The sequence below is a fragment of the Bradyrhizobium sp. USDA 3240 genome (genome assembly GCF_054063295.1).
The window spans coordinates 2,190,713-2,205,897 of the sequence record NZ_JBSSGD010000002.1 but is presented as its reverse complement, the minus strand read 5'-3'; the positions used below and the strand labels follow the sequence as shown (position 1 = coordinate 2,205,897).

Annotated in this window: 9 protein-coding genes and 1 tRNA gene; 3 read left to right on the top strand and 7 right to left on the bottom strand. The window is 57.9% G+C overall.

The window, feature by feature from the left end; genetic code table 11:
• Positions 1-60: 60 nt before the first annotated feature.
• The 4 genes from ACVIGA_RS11180 to ACVIGA_RS11165 form a co-directional block, all read right to left on the bottom strand.
• Positions 61-3,753, bottom strand: coding sequence for a CHAT domain-containing protein (locus ACVIGA_RS11180; RefSeq protein ID WP_456666420.1), 3,693 nt, complete (start codon positions 3,751-3,753; stop codon positions 61-63).
• A 395-nt stretch (positions 3,754-4,148) separates the two neighbouring features.
• Positions 4,149-6,053: a GMC family oxidoreductase gene (locus ACVIGA_RS11175; protein ID WP_456666419.1), complete on the bottom strand. Its 1,905-nt coding sequence runs from the start codon at positions 6,051-6,053 to the stop codon at positions 4,149-4,151.
• 11 nt (positions 6,054-6,064) lie between these two features.
• On the bottom strand, positions 6,065-6,778 hold the full coding sequence (locus tag ACVIGA_RS11170) for a hypothetical protein (protein ID WP_456666418.1): 714 nt from the start codon (positions 6,776-6,778) through the stop codon (positions 6,065-6,067).
• A 53-nt stretch (positions 6,779-6,831) separates the two neighbouring features.
• The gene (locus ACVIGA_RS11165) at positions 6,832-8,523 is read right to left on the bottom strand and encodes a hypothetical protein (RefSeq protein WP_456666417.1); all 1,692 of its coding nucleotides are present in this window, start codon (positions 8,521-8,523) and stop codon (positions 6,832-6,834) included.
• Between the two features lie 1,227 nt (positions 8,524-9,750).
• Here ACVIGA_RS11165 and ACVIGA_RS11160 point away from each other — a divergent pair.
• From ACVIGA_RS11160 to ACVIGA_RS11150, 3 genes are all read left to right on the top strand, one after another.
• A complete protein-coding gene (locus ACVIGA_RS11160) occupies positions 9,751-10,335 on the top strand; it encodes a TIR domain-containing protein (RefSeq protein ID WP_456666416.1) in 585 nt (194 codons plus the stop codon).
• Between the two features lie 90 nt (positions 10,336-10,425).
• Positions 10,426-10,872, top strand: a complete 447-nt coding sequence (locus ACVIGA_RS11155; RefSeq protein ID WP_456666415.1) for a TIR domain-containing protein — start codon at positions 10,426-10,428, stop codon at positions 10,870-10,872.
• 26 nt (positions 10,873-10,898) lie between these two features.
• Positions 10,899-12,344 (top strand): SIR2 family protein, encoded by a 1,446-nt coding sequence (locus tag ACVIGA_RS11150; protein WP_456666414.1) that lies wholly within the window; start codon positions 10,899-10,901, stop codon positions 12,342-12,344.
• 1,171 nt (positions 12,345-13,515) lie between these two features.
• Here ACVIGA_RS11150 and ACVIGA_RS11145 read toward each other — a convergent pair.
• The 3 genes from ACVIGA_RS11145 to ACVIGA_RS11135 form a co-directional block, all read right to left on the bottom strand.
• The gene (locus ACVIGA_RS11145; protein ID WP_456670785.1) at positions 13,516-13,773 is read right to left on the bottom strand and encodes a hypothetical protein; all 258 of its coding nucleotides are present in this window, start codon (positions 13,771-13,773) and stop codon (positions 13,516-13,518) included.
• A gap of 251 nt (positions 13,774-14,024) precedes the next feature.
• A tRNA-Ile gene (locus tag ACVIGA_RS11140) sits at positions 14,025-14,100 on the bottom strand.
• Between the two features lie 115 nt (positions 14,101-14,215).
• Positions 14,216-15,184: a Bug family tripartite tricarboxylate transporter substrate binding protein gene (locus ACVIGA_RS11135; protein ID WP_456666413.1), complete on the bottom strand. Its 969-nt coding sequence runs from the start codon at positions 15,182-15,184 to the stop codon at positions 14,216-14,218.
• Position 15,185: the final 1 nt, after the last annotated feature.

Below are 15,185 nucleotides of genomic sequence, written 5' to 3'. Positions count from 1 at the left end.
GATTGGTCTCCCGATGATGAAATGTAATATTTGACGTACGAGGTGACTGCTCGGTGACGATCAGGTGAGGATATCGTTACGGATACGCACCGCCGGATCTCCCAGCAGCACGTAATTCTGCGCATCGTTGCGTTCGATCCAGGCGTTGACCAGCGCACGGTCTTGAAGCTTCATCGCAGCCGGTGCCGTCGGTGACGTCGCGCTCAGCAGAAGCGCGGATAATTCCGCGAACCGCGGGCCGAATTCTCCGCACACGGCACGCCCGACCGCCGTTCCTTCCAGAATAGAACCGATGCTGTTGCGGAACGGAGCGATCTGCGGCGTCGCGACACCGGGGGATTGCATCGAGAACCCCCACGCGCGATCGATATGTCCGATCACGGCCAGCGCACCGCCTTTGGGATGGGCGAGCAGGCGACGCGGAAGCGCCGCAATGAACGGCTTCGCGGCCAGCGGCGGCGCCGTACCGGCTTGCGACAGGTCCATCAGGAATTGATCCTTGTCGGGCGTGCCCGCCCCGAAGCAGGCGAACACGAATGCGATCATTCCCTTGACGTTGGCATCGTCGGCGATATCGGTAGCGGCCAGGAAATGGTCCGCTTTCACGCTGCCAAAGCCCGGCCAATCCTGACATAGCAGCGCGCCCTGACTGGAAAGTTGCTCGGCTTGCCCCGCGTCGAACGCCATGCCGTGCGAGGCCGTGAACAGCACGGCGGGCGGCTTCGGGGCATGCATCGTCGCGAGCAGATTTGCCTTGGTTGCGTTCTTGGCGAGGAAGAGCTCCTGATCGTAACCGGCCAGCTTGCTGACGGGGTCCGGGTCCTCGTCCGGAATGCCGTTGATCAGGGGGTCGAGCAGGAACGTCGAACTGAGCTTGGTGGCGCCGTCGCCGGGATGACGGGTTCCCCAAAACGAGATTTTCTTGGCGTTGGGGACGGATCCCGCCTCCTCATAATCGATCGTCGAACTGACATAGCGCTTGTAGTCATCGACGCTGTCGAACGCGAGCCGGCCGACACCGTACTCGATGCCGAGCAGATACTGGAATTCGAACGGGATCTGGTCGGGCTGGCCGACCAGGAGCAGATAGTAGGGGACTTTGCTGAAACTGGGATCGGCCGGCGCAATTCCGTGACGTGTATACCAATCGCGCAACTGTTCGCCTGGGTTGTAGTCGAGCTCCTTGAGGCGGGCGCCGGCCCGGTTACGACGAAATTCGATCAAGGGACGGAGCGCTTCCTTGATCGGCGCGGCAATATCGGCGGGGAAAACGATGCCCCAACCGATATTCTCCAGCTTGTCGGATGGGAGCGCAAACGGCTTTGGCGCGTCGCCCCGCGTCTTGTCGAATCTCTCCAGGCCCGGACGGCCCGATACCGACGCAGCGATGTCGTCGATCGTCCTCGGCTTGAAAGCGTAGTCGCCCGTGTTGAAGTCGATGCCGTTTACAAAAATGAAGTTCGGATCGTCGGCACCGGGACGGGCGGTCGCATTGTCTCCGTTGAGCGCCATTTGCGTGACTCCGGAACTGGTTGTCGCGGGCTGGATATCGGGGGTGGAGGTGGCGGTTGAGGCGGTTGTCCCGGGCGTCGCGCTGGCGTCCGTGGTATCGGCAGTCGAAACCAGCCGGTCGCTGACGTGGCCATAATGCTGATAAGCTCCCCAGCTCGAGGAGCCGGGATTGGCCTTCTGCGCCATCTCGCGCGCCTTTTTCAGCGCCTTACCGATCGTGGCCTCGGACCAGCTGGGCGCGATGCCGTCGCCGGCGCGAGGACCGTTCAAGCCCATCAGGGTGGCGTAGAACCATCGCGCGCATTCCACCGCGCAAAGATCGTCGACCTTCCAGCCGGCACCAATGTAATTGGGAATACCGCGTCCGAAGAACGCCTGCGCCAGGCCGGCCATATGCGCTCGTTCTTCATTGCGGTCGATGGCGACGGACGAGAAGCACGCGTTCGCGAACACCAGCCGCGGCACCTGGCGGATGCTGAAAATATCTTTTGCCGAGAGCACGCAATCCGCCGCAAAGACCCAGCCGGTCCGTCCGGACTCGGAATCGCAAATTCCGTGACCAGCGTAGTGGACGAGATCGTATTGATCGTTCACCAACAGCATCGCGAGTTGCAGCGGGTCGCAAAGCTCGGCGCTCTTCACGATCGAGTTCTTGCGCAGCTCCTGCAGGATCTGTTGGGCGCGCTGGTTTGCCGGATCGTCCTTTGAACCGATGCGCACGGTGGCTTCCACCTGATATTGGTCGCCCCAGGCGACCTGCGCCTGTTGCAGCACTTCGACCACCGCCGCGCCCTCGGCCCGGGCGCCGGGCAGCGACCAGGTGCCGGGCGCGGGATCGGCAATGATGAGAGCCTTGAGCTTGCTGTTGAGCGCCGGAGGTGAAGTCGGCGGGGGCGATAGCAAGGTACGAAATTGACGGGAGATCGCGATATTCGTTCCGAGAAAGAATGCGTTCGATATCTTCTTGTAGCCTGCCATTTCCCAGGGATAGACGGCCGTGGTGGCGTCGACCTCGAGCGTGACGCTTGCCGGTCCTTCGATCAGTTTGCGGAAGTCGTCCGGGATAATGATATTGGTGAAGTAATCGCTCTGCTGCGCGCGCTCCTGCGGTGTGCAGGTCTTCGTCATCCGATCGACCAGGTCGCGCAATAACCGCGTGTTAACTTCCTGCTCGCGCTGCGGAACCACGGCAAATTCGGCCAGTGCCGAGAACTCAAACACACTGGTGGGGAATAGATCGAATAGATCGGCCGTCTGCGGGGTCGCTGTTTTCCCGGCCGAGGCCGGCGCGCCGGCCGGGTGAACGGGTACGATTGCCGCGTCGGATTTGCCTGCAGTGACGCGCAGGTAGTTGACATGCGCGTCGGGTTCGACGGCGAGCGGATGATCCTTGGGTTTCGGATCGGGCTTCACGGGCTTGCCGACATCGACCGTAAACTTCACGATCCGCTCTGGCTTCTGGCCCACCGCCTGTTCGAGCTCTTTCCTGGCCTGATCGAGCTCGTTCCTGATCAAGTTGATCTTGTCCTGATCGGAATCGACCAGCACAAGCGAGAGCGGCGCATGAATGACAGCTCGAAAACTCTCCTTGTCTTCGGTTACTCCCTCCACGATCGCCTGGATGCGCTCGTAACCGTCGCTGATGCCCTGCAGCATGCCGCGAACTGATTCACTGATCGGAAGTTCGTTCCTGCGTGTGCCGAGCATGCTGCAGGCAAATTCATTCACGCCGATCGCCTTGATGACGAGGAAGATGTTGGAGAAGATGAATCGAAGGCTGTCCTGGGCGAAGCGGCCTGGCTCTCCCATCCCCGCCAAGAGCAACGTCTTTGCGCGCAGCTTCCTCGCTTTGTGAAATTGCTTCAGCTCGATCGGATACATCTGTCCTAATGCGGAACCGATGATTCCTAGATCGACCGCGCGTGTCAGCCACATATCGAGCGCCCGGTCGAACTGCTTGGTTGGTCCAGCGAAAGGCAGCCCGTCATAGCGGGCCCCGATTACAACCGGAGCCCTGACCTTGGTCAGGCTGCCGCAGACAAGCGTGATGCGGACTTCGATCTCGGACGCAGCGGTCGAGGATCGGGCATTGGCTCCCGCTTCATTGGGAGCACCTTGAGTCAAGTCCGGCCGGCTCGGCGCTGCTGGAGCGGGTACGGCCTGGACGGCTGCAGCCTGCGTCGATGCCGCTTGCACGGGGGCGGTAGTTGCGGGCGGTGCGACGACGCCGGAGCCATGCATGATGCTTGCCTTCGCGGGATCGACGGACCTGCTCGCGTTTTGACGCCGACTTCGGTTGCCTATCACGGTTAAACTCGCGAAATGCACGCTATGGTTTTGAATATGCGGACGAAAAATACAAATATAGCTAAGAATGTCACGGGATGCTGGCACAACCATTAGTTAAGTCAACGCGGGAGTTCACAGTCCTTGCCAAAATATCCGGTCACGGGGAGCTCGCGGCTGTTCCTGGGAAAGTCCAGGGGCCGGATGGAGCTGCCAGTCAGGACTGAACTGTCGACCGCTCTATTAACGCGCTCCACTAACGATGGAGTGCCACGAGAATATTTCATGTGGAACCCGCAAAGCACTAGGTCATCGAGCAAAGACTCCCGCAAATTTTGGCCGCGATGCTTTCACATGTCCTTGAAATTGCGGCTGATGCTGTCCGCAGTCCGCAGCGCCAGCGCCGAAAGAGTGATGGTCGGATTAGCGGTCCCCACGGTCGGGAAGGTGCCGCTTCCAACCAGGTAAAGGTTGGCGTGATCATGTGAATGCTGAAAGGAATCGACGACGGACGTCTTGGGGTCATTGCCCATACGGTAAGTACCCATGACGTGACCTGCGCCGCCGTACGTAAGGCGCACCGTCTTGCCGTCGACCACCTGGTCAAAGCCTCCGGGATCGCTCTCAGCGGTATGTGTGAAGTCCTCAGCGCCCAGCTTCTTGAAGATCACGTTCTTCAGGCGAAACGCAGCGGCAATACCCTGCCTGGTATAATCCGAAATATTGTATTCGATCTTGGGACGCGGCAAACCCAGAGAGTCCCTGGCCGAAGACAACGTCACGCGATTGTTGGCGTCGGGACTTTGCTCGACAGCGAACGCGATCCGGAACTGCCGTGAGATCAGATTGCCTAGAGTGGCGCGCAACTGGTCGCCAAGGAGCGCGCTGTTGTCCGCCAGTTTGTTGGAGGCCTTATTGTTGAGGCCGCTGAGGTTCACCCCGTTGATAAAATCAATGGTCGTCACGTGAGGATCGCCACCCGAGCCGCCGACGGTCGCACTCCACGCTTCGTTGCCCAAGCTGATCCGGAAGGCTGCACGCTGTGTGCGGAACGGACCGTCGCAGAGGTCTCCGATCGCCGAAGTGACGAGCGGTCCGCGATAGGGGAATACTTGCACCGGCAGTAGCCCCCAGGAGAGAAATTGGGGGTGGTCCATCAAATTCCGTCCGACCATACCGCTGCTGTTGGCCACGCCGTTTGGAGTTCGGCCTCCGTTGTCCGACATCCGCAGGAGCCGAGGGGTCTCGATGCCGTTTGCAGCGATGATGTAAACCTTGGCCTTGATACAACCAGTTCCCTTGGCTGGACCAGCCTCGTCCTCGTAGGTGATGAACTCGATTCCACTGACACGATTATTTGCGTCGAGCAAAATCTTGCTGGCGACCGTATGATCCATCAGCGTCGCCCCGCTGTTGGTTGCCTCGTTCAGCGTAATGGTCGGATCATACTTGGCTTGGATCGGACAAATCGGAATGCAGCTGGTATTGCCCGCGCAGGCGCGGCGATTCCGGTAGGGTTGGGAATTTCGCGCCGCAGGCTGGCTCCGCACCGTGAGCGAGGTCACCGGCGCCGCCGTTCCGAGAAAATCGAGAGATGCGGTTTCGTCGTCGGTGAAATTCGCAAGCGTTTCGTTCACGTGCTGGTCGAAAAGCGACGGCGGGATCCTCGGCATCGGAAAGGCGTAGCCGGGGGAAAACGTCAGGCCGGCGAAACTGTGGTCCGCCACGTCGCCGGAAACGCCGAGCTCGGCTTCCGCTTTCTCGTACCATGGCATCAGCGTTTCATAGCTGATTGGCCAATCCGGGAACGGAAGCTTGTACTGCTCGTTCATGCGGAAATCGTTCGGCACGAGCCTCGGTGTGAGGCCCATCCAGTGCGATGTCCCGCCGGCGAGACGCTCGTAGGTGCTCTTGAAGGGAAGCGTGCTGTCCGTCTGATCGAAGTAGGCTTTGTCAGGATCCTTCCAGGTTGCCCCGGAGAAACTCGGCCGGCCCGCGGCGACGGCGGTTGGAGCACGCGAGAGCGCGGGGGGATATGGACTTTCCGGGATCTTGGCGCTGGCCTTGTAAAAATTCCTCATGAAGCCGTTGATATTCGGCTGAACGCCAGGACCGGCCTCGAGAATAACGACATTGAGTCGTCGCTTCCCATTGGGGGTATTGATGGGCTTCTGACTCAATTCCTTTGCGATCAAAGACCCGGCAAATCCCGATCCGACGATCACGACATCGCACTCTATGCAATTGTCTGCCATGAATCCCTCCCTTAAAGAGCCGTTGGGGTGGGTAGAAGGGGTTTTTTATCATTGGGATCGTGGGGATTGCGCGACCAGTAGCCGAACTGCAAATTACTGTAGCCCATCGGGTGAGCTCCCGCGATTTGCCAAACCAGCCCCTGCGTGTACGCCTTTGGGGAAACGACTTCCGAGGAAACGCGGTCGGGTTTGGCCGTGGCGGCTTGCGCTCGCAGATCCTTCGGCTCGTACCACGAGCCGAGATACCACAGCAGGACGATGCTCCGTGCCAGGAATTTGATATCGTCGTTGCCCGCGTTCACAAAGGCGATGATGTCACTTCGTGATGATTTGGGATTGTCCCTCACGAACTTCAACAATGTGGTGAACGACGGCGTCGTGTCTTTCAAGTTAATCCAGCTGAAATAGTCATTCTTGATATTGATCGGATCGATACCTGGCTTTGAACTCATTGCATCGTTCTGGTTGAGCTCCAACTCGGGCGCGAGAAGCAGTTTGTCGACTCCGGTGAGCGCTTCGGAAAGCAACAGAAACGCCATCATGTCTTGCGGCGAATTCACGTCCGGTCCTGCGGCATAGGCCGTACCGGAAATGGGAGCGACGGCCGCTATGGCGCTCGTCGCCGCCGCAGCGGCGAGCATGGCGCGGCGTGAAAATGAGCCGTCGTGCTCCGAGGACATCGCGCCCGGTCGATCGTTCTGATGATCATTCGGTAGTGTGCCCATAATGCTCCCTACCATAAGAGTTCAACTGATAGTGGTTGATGACGCCGGCCCGTTTACTGCGCCTTTTCCAGCATGAACGTGAAATCAGACTGGTTCAGGTTCGGCCTACCGCCTTCTCGATTCGAGGCGGTTCTCTGGAAGCCCACGGCGTTGCTATGACAGGCGATGCAACTGGACGTGGCGAGAGGAACCGCCGGAGAATCCGGGAAGGCTGCATCACTGCCTGGCTTTTCTGCCTGGCTGTATGTCTCCAGCGTCGAATTTGCGAGGTAAGTCGGCGCCGGCGAGCAGGTCATGTCGGGTTGCTTGTCGAAATCGGTCCCGGGAGCCGGAGCGCCAGGATTTTGCGAGCGTAGCCCCGTGCAGTGAATGGCAAACGCGCTCGGCCATTGCGTGCTGAGCAGCATGTAATTCTGCCAGACGCTGTTGGTCGGAAGCACGCTGTGAAAAGCCGCGTTCATGTTCTTGGCCGCATCGGTCAACGGCGTTTCGCGAACGATCTGGCTCTTGAACGAGTCATCCTTTCTGAAACGCAGCTCCAGCGCTGGATCGGGATCCCACGGGAATGGCGGTGTTGCGTTCTCAATCGGGCAGTCCGTCTTGCATTTGACGCTGAAAAAATTGTACGAAGCACCCAGCTTGTTCGCCGAGACTTCATTCCTGTCCGGCACGTTCTTCACGTGCTCGAAGGAAGTCCAGATCCACTGCGGACGAGCTGCGGTCTTGTGGACTGCATGAAAGCCGATCAAACCCAGGGTCCTGTCGAGACACGGCCGCTTCTCGCCCGGCGGCATCAGGACGAGCGCTCTCCGCATGTGGTACGTCTTCGCCGCAATTTCTTCGGGCGTCAGGATCTTCCAAGAGACCTTGAGCATGAAGGAGCCGAACGCGGCGGGTTGGGCAGGCTTGCCGCCCTGGGCTGGCTGGGCATTCTGGCCCGGTGGAAAGTCGATCGCCAGGTCCGCATTCGCGGCTTGACCGGCTTTTGTGTTCAGATGGTTCGCGTTGATGTAGTCGAACATCTGCCGGTTCATCAGGATGTCGAAAATGGCGTAACGCCCCTGTTGATCGATCAACGGACCGGTCTTGAACGGCTCGTTGAAGCTCTCCTCGATCATCTTCACGATCATTCGATTGGACTCATCTGCCTTCAGATCGGGCCTGTTGTTGAGGAGTTCGCGGCATGCCTCTGGCATCAATCTCACGCGTTCCGCCTTCATCCCGTCCGTGTCGGTTGGCCATATCGGGGGTTGCAAGTCGGCCGGAAGCATGACGTCAAGCAGCTGCTTGAAGTTGTTCATATGCTCCCAAAGCGTCGGCGTGTCCGCCCGTGCGTTCTCGATAGGCGTTCCATCGTCCGGCGCATTCAGCGCGAGAAAAGTGCGCCACGAATAAAAATCGAAGCCTCGTTGCAGATTTTCCAGACCGGAGTCTTCAATTCCAGCTTGATCCCCTTGCGCACCCGTGCGCACGTTTTCCTGACAAGGCAGCCCCGATTTCAAGATGCTGTCTTTGTTTGCGATTGCGCTCGCAAGGACTTCTGGGGGGAGAGAGGAACCAGTTAGCTTGCCCTTGAAGGGATCGAACAATTGTGTGCCGTTGCATTGAAGGCTCGCGGTTTGCGAGCCGGTCGGGTTAACTGCCGTCTGAGCAATCGACCCGGCAGGAAGAGCCAGGAGCAGGATCAGGCCGGTCGAAGTGACGAACTCAGTCGTAGATGATAGACGGAAGCGCATGATCGACATCCCTTTCTCGGGGCGGCCCATTGCACTGACAAAGCTAGATGATCACTTCTTTCGGCGCTCCTGAGCCGCCATCTTTGCAGTTGGCTTGTTTTGTCAACAGTTCGCCGCTCGGGATTTCACAGTCCATACCAAGAAGCCCAAGTGTCTTCTCCGATAGTATCAGCGGCAGAGACGGGCGACATGCGTGAAGCGAACTCGTATCAACGACGGCGCGTGATTGATCCCCTGGCAGCAAACATAACCCAGACGTCTGCCGTCAATTGATGGTCTGTGATTTTATGATCCGGCCGACCTGTCAGTAAGCCGTATTTGCTCAATCGGATTAGGTTGTTTGTGATCGTTCGATAATTTCGCGGTCATCACCCTGGGCTATAGCGTCGCCCCGTGTCGCACATCTGAAAATAAGTAAGTAGGCCTCGTACCGCTCTGAATATCTCGACCATAACGTGCTTTATAGGCGCGCGCAACCGGATAATGGCCTAGCTTTTTTGTTCTCGCTTGCCGATACCTAGACTGAGCGGGATGCGAACAAGGCGCTGTCGGTCAAAGGCATCCATCCTTCCACGGCGGGGGCCTTGGCTTGGGCCGCCGAGGAGCCCCAACGGCGCTGTTACGCCAAGTCCTATGGCTTTTTGCGCTGCGGCAATGCGGCTTGCGTCCGATTTGTCGTCCGAACGGAGGAGACGGAGAAGCTTGGAGAACTGATCTGGTCGAGCGTCATAGTTAGACCGAGAGAGCTCAAGCTGCATCCTGGAGCAAGGTACCCTCGCCTAGGGAGAGGGCCCGAGTTGCAGCTGTTGTCGAGCAATTCTTTTTCTAGATTCTCTCCCTCCGCCATAAACATTGATTTTATTTAGCGTTTAGGCCTTCTCGGCTAAAACCCCCGGAGACGCTTAGGCGATTGGAAGCCCGTAGGGAAGCCCGGAGCCGCGCGGCTAGCTCGTGTAGAACGCGCGGGCAGCACCGTTCCGGGCTGTCGAGGCCCCTCCTAGCCCGGATTTAAGTTGGACTTAGTGGGCCGTGTCGGCAGGTGCTATCGCCTAATTCTTGAAGCGCGCTGCGTCACCCCTCGACCGCCGGCAAATCAATAATCAGCATCAGCAAATGTGCTGTGGTCCGCCTCCAACTTCTGGTTGACCCCCTCTAAGCCCGCCCATAGGTTCCATCTTGGATACCCGCGCATTGGCGCGTGCGAACACTGGGACGGCAATCTGTCCGAAGGCAAGAATGGCTAAACGCGTATTTTTTAGTTTTCACTATCAGGATGTAATTGATTTCCGCGCAAATGTGGTTCGGCAGCATTGGCAGTTGAAGCCGGATCGCGAAGATGCGGGTTTTTTCGACGCTTCAATTTGGGAAAGCGCAAAGCGCACAGGATCGGTCGCGGTAAAGAGACTCGTCAATTCGGGGCTCGAAGGAACGTCTGTGACATGTGTGTTGATCGGCTCCGAAACGTGCGAGCGACCTTGGGTTCGCTACGAGATTCTGAAGAGCTTCCGAAAGGGCAATAAGTTGCTCGCGGTGGACATCAATTCCATCAAGGGACGGGATCAGAAGACAAAGACAAGCGGTGCTAATCCTCTTGAGTACGTTGGCGTGACTTTCTCGGAGAGCGGTGACACAGGGACTCTGTGGGAGAAGGTGAAGGGCGAGTGGAAAGAATACTCAGAGATCGATGGCAGCGCGTCGTACAGAACCGGTGGCGTTGAGCCGCAATATCGAGGTAAGGGTTTCAACTTCAGTCAGTGGTACGCCCGGTACGATTGGGTAAGCAACAACGGCTATGAGAACTTCAGTTCTTGGATCGGCTAGCGGCGGGCATTTATTCAAAACCTGCGCGACGGGATACCCTCAGCAAGTAACAATTGTTTTAAATGCTGTTTTGGAAATGGGGAAACACGCATGGCCCGCCGGGTATTTTTCAGTTTTCACTATCAACGCGACGTTTGGCGCGTAAACCAGATTCGAAACATACCGAACATCACAGGGTCAGCGGCTGCCGGTTTTCATGACGCGTCATTGTGGGAAGAGGCCAAGGAAAAAGGCGACGCAGAGATCAAGAAATTGATTGATGAAGGACTAAAAAACACCAGCGTCACCGTCGTTTTCATCGGCGCAAACACCGCTGGTCGCAAGTATATCGACTATGAGATTGAGAAATCTATCGCCCGAGGAAACGGCCTCGTCGGAATTCAGATACATCACTTGAAGGATGAAGACGGGAATACTGATGCCGTCGGCAAAACCCCAGGGAAGCTTACCGCCGCTGGTGCCAACGTGTACAAGTATGTGGACAAAGAGAAGTTGGCGGCGCGCATAGAAGAAGCTGCATCAGCCGCAGGAAAATAGGCCGGCCGATCTTTTCGAGAATTCAAATGGCAACCGTTGAGGAATTTATCAGTACCTACTCGCAAGCTCTTTCCGATCGCAATGCCGCCGTCTTGGCGGGAGCTGGGTTATCAATCCCTGCTGGTCTGGTAAATTGGAAGGGATTGATGCGATCTGTTGCGCGCGAAATTGGGCTCGATGTTGAGAAGGAAAGTGATCTTGTTGCGGTTGCGCAATATCATCTAAACGAACGAGGCGGCCGCCAACGAATAAACCAGACGCTCGTTAGCGAATTCTCGGAGCGCGCAAAGATATCCGACAACCATCGCATTTTAGCCCGGCTTCCGATCGATGTATTTTGGACCACTAATTACGATACGTTGATAGAGAGCGCGCTGCGGGAGTCGGGCAAAAGGGTAGATGTAAAGATAACAGCAGAAAATCTCGCGACCACTTTACCGCGTCGCGATGTTGTTGTTTATAAGATGCACGGTGATATTTCTGATGCCGCTAACGCAGTCGTTTCGAAGGACGACTATGAATCTTATGGCTTCAGCCGTCGCGGTCAGCTCTTCTCGACGACATTGAGGGGTGACCTCGTTTCGAAGACCTTTCTGTTCCTTGGGTTCAGCTTCAGTGATCCGAATGTCGATTACATTTTGGGTCGAGTAAGAGTGCTCTTAGAAGGCAATCGGCGAGAGCACTATTGTTTGATGCGCAGTGTACAGAGAAGCGACTTCAAAACGCGGGGTGACTATCAGTATGCCCGGACAAAGCAGGAATTGCAGGTAAAGGACTTGCGCCGGTACGGCATCATGGCCGTCATGCTCGACAGTTTTGCTCAGCACACGGAGACGCTGAGGCGTTTGGAGAAGAGCTATCGAAGGCAGCAAGTATTCATTTCTGGGAGCGCGAGTTCTTACGCACCTTGGTCTGAGGACGACGCCCACAAATTCCTGACTCTGCTTGGAATGCATCTTGCCCAAAGGGGCATGAATGTTATCACGGGATTTGGGCTAGGGGTCGGCCCACACGTGATCAACGGAGTTCTTGATGAGTTGGAGCGCGAAGGAACACGAACTCTAAGCGATCGCCTCACGCTTAGGCCATTCCCATACTCAATCTCCGATCCCGAGAAGCGGCAAGCGAGGTGGGCGGGTTATCGAGATGAAATGATCTCGAAAGCCGGAGTTGCAATTTTCGTGTTTGGAAACAGGACTGACGCTTCGGGACGCTTGGTGCCGGCCGATGGCGTTCTTGAGGAATTCAAAATTGCCTACAACAAGGGATTGCTTGTTGTGCCCGTAGGCTCGACCGGTCATGTTGCGCAGACGATCCACGAGAAGGTTTTGGCGGACTTGGACAATTATTTCCCTAGGGTGCGGGGTTTGAAGACTGCACTGATGGCATTGAAGCGCGGCGGAACGCCAAACCAAATCGTTGAAAGAGTTCTCAAGTTTATCGCTCTGGTAGCGAGTAAACCAGTGGAGTGATTAAAGCGATTGCCATTTCATCGAATGGGACAGCAGCGCTGGCTTGAAGAGCATCGCCGCCAGTCACATGTCACGGGTATCGGGGATCGTTGGCCCGACACACTGGCAACGCACCCACCGCCTCATTGAAGGCGCGTGCGTCCAATAAGAGTAAGCACGGGCTGCGTTCGAGCACCGCTCGACGCAGTACCTCTACGCAAATGCAACGGCACGAGCCGTCGAGGGAGACCTTGGCGGGTTTTTGCGTGTGGCTAGATATGCGCCTTGGGGAAGGTCGGCCAGCCGCTGCTTGCGGTCGATTAAGCGTAGATCGCGCAAGTCGCTGCCGTCATGCTCGATCAGGTCGAACGCCACCAGTACCACCTCGCGGTCGCGGCGCGGCCCCGCAGGGCGTTGAAGTCTGATAGACCGTCGGGTGCTCTCGTCACCGCATCTCACGCACTCGCGAAGCTCCTACTGACTGCCGGAGCGTCTTTGAGGCTTTTGTTGTTAGTAGCAGGGACTGGAAGCGGGATGGTCCTGGTCCTTCGAGATGGCTGGAGGCCCTTCAGACGAATTATCGCTGCGCAACCTCACTCGCGTACAGATCAAGGAATGCGCTCCACAATGGGATCTCATCATCGCCCAAATTGAAAAATGCGCAGCAATCGGCGATACGGAATGTCATATCTCGCAGCAAGAATCGGATGAGATCAATCAAGCACCGGACGGCTCCGAAGAAGCAAAAGCTCCATCATGCAAGGGCATCCTAATTCGCCCAGAGGTCCAAGGCTTTGCGGCTACCGCATTCGCCGAGGCAAAGCGCAACGTCGGCAGAACATACACAAACGAGAAAACGGCAGCCTTCATCAATGACTTCGTGAATTTTATCCGCGATTTCGCCAACTTTGATCCGCGGTACTCCACGGCCAACGGTCATAAGACCGCCGATGAAATAAAAGATGTGGTAGAAAAACTGACCGCCGCAGAATTTGAAGTCTGTTTTCCACAGGTGGTCAAATTCGCGCGCGACTTAAAGAAACAACAAGAAGCCGAGGGACCCAGTCTTGAGGATCAGACCCGTCGTTGCTTTGGGGCGCCGGGACACTATAGCGCGGACACCAAAACTGACTCCTACGAAAATGCCATCGCAGCATTCGGCCAGGAGAAATTTTACGCTCTCATATTTTCATCAATGAAAGTCTATTCGCCTTGTCCGCTGATAGAGCTCGACCCAGAGGGCTGGCCTGAATCGCGGTTGGCGCCTGTCACCGCCGGTGCGTGGAAAAGCGGTCAGGCGATGAGCCCAGGATTCGGCGACCCACACCTCATTGCCGTCGCTGGAAACGACCACACCAAGCGGCCATGCAAGCTTGTCCGCACGCAGGCTCGCGCCACCGAGCGATGCATCGCAAGCGATGAGCCGGCCCGACGGGGCGCGATTCTGCATCAGGCAGGCACCAGCGAAATCCTGATCGACATCGCGGTGCTGGGAACCGCCAATCTTCCCGAGGCGAGATTCTTCACCGCGATGAAGCGCAGAGCTCTCACCAGCAATTAGCTCGTTCATCCCCTCTTAGTTTGGTTAATCGCGGGCGAAGTGCAAACCGCCCACGAACGAAAAGTGGACGTATCTGGTGCGGTTTCTGGTGCGGCAGTCGCACTGCAGGCAATTAGAACGAAGTAAGCCATTGATCCCGTTGGTGGGCCCGGCAGGACTCGAACCTGCAACCAGACCGTTATGAGCGGCCGGCTCTAACCATTGAGCTACAGGCCCCGCCGCCTTGCGGGCCGCGAGGCGCGGCCGGCAACGGTGCGGGCTCCGTTTACAGGGTGCGTGGGGTTTCGGCAATGCCGCCGCGAGGCCCCGGCGCCGCCGCACCATCGGCAGTTCAGTCCACCGAGACGCCGGCGAACTCGACCACCTTGCGCCATTTCTCGGTCTCGTCGGTCACCAGTCTGCCGAATTCGGCCGGGGTCATCGGCTTCGGGATGCCGCCGACCTCGGCGAGCCGCGCCACCAGCTTGGGGTCCTTCAGGGCCTCGCCGACCGCCTTGTTGAGGGTATCGATGACTTCCGGCGGGGTGCCCTTCGGCGCCGATATGCCGTAGAAGCCGACCGCCTCGAAGCCCGGCACGGTCTCGGCGATCGCCGGCACGTCGGGCACGCCGGGCCAGCGCTGCGGCGAGGTGACGCCGAGCGCGCGGACGCTGCCGCCGCGCGACTGCTCGAGCGCCGACGGCAGGTTGTCGAAGATCAGCTGCACCTTGTTGGAGATGATGTCGGGGAAGGCGATCGCGGATCCCCGATACGGCACGTGCTGCATGTCGCATTTGGTCATCGCCTTGAACAGCTCGGCCGACATGTGCACCGAGGTGCCGTTGCCGGACGAGGCGTAGGCGATCTTGCCCGGATTGGCCTTGCAGTAGTCGATGAATTCCTGAACCGTCTTCACCGGCATCGCGTTCGAGACCACCAGCATGTTGGTGAGCTGCATGATGCTGGCGACCGGGATGGTATCGCGCAGGAAGTCGTAGGGCAGCTTCTTGTAGAGCGAGGTCGAGATCGCGTTGTTGGGCGCGACGAACAACAGCGTATAGCCGTCAGCCGGCGAGTTGATTGCAGCAGCGGCTGCGATGTTGCCGCCGGAGCCGGCGCGGTTCTCGACCACGAATTGCTGGCCGAGATGATCCGACAGCCACTGGCTCATGATGCGCGCCACGATGTCGACCGGGCCGCCTGCGGCAAAGCCGATCAGCCAACGCACCGGACGGTTCGGATAGTCGGATGCGGAGGAGGGGGCAATCGAGGCAAGGCAGAAAATCAAACCAAGCAACGCGGCACGTGCGAACCGGAACATC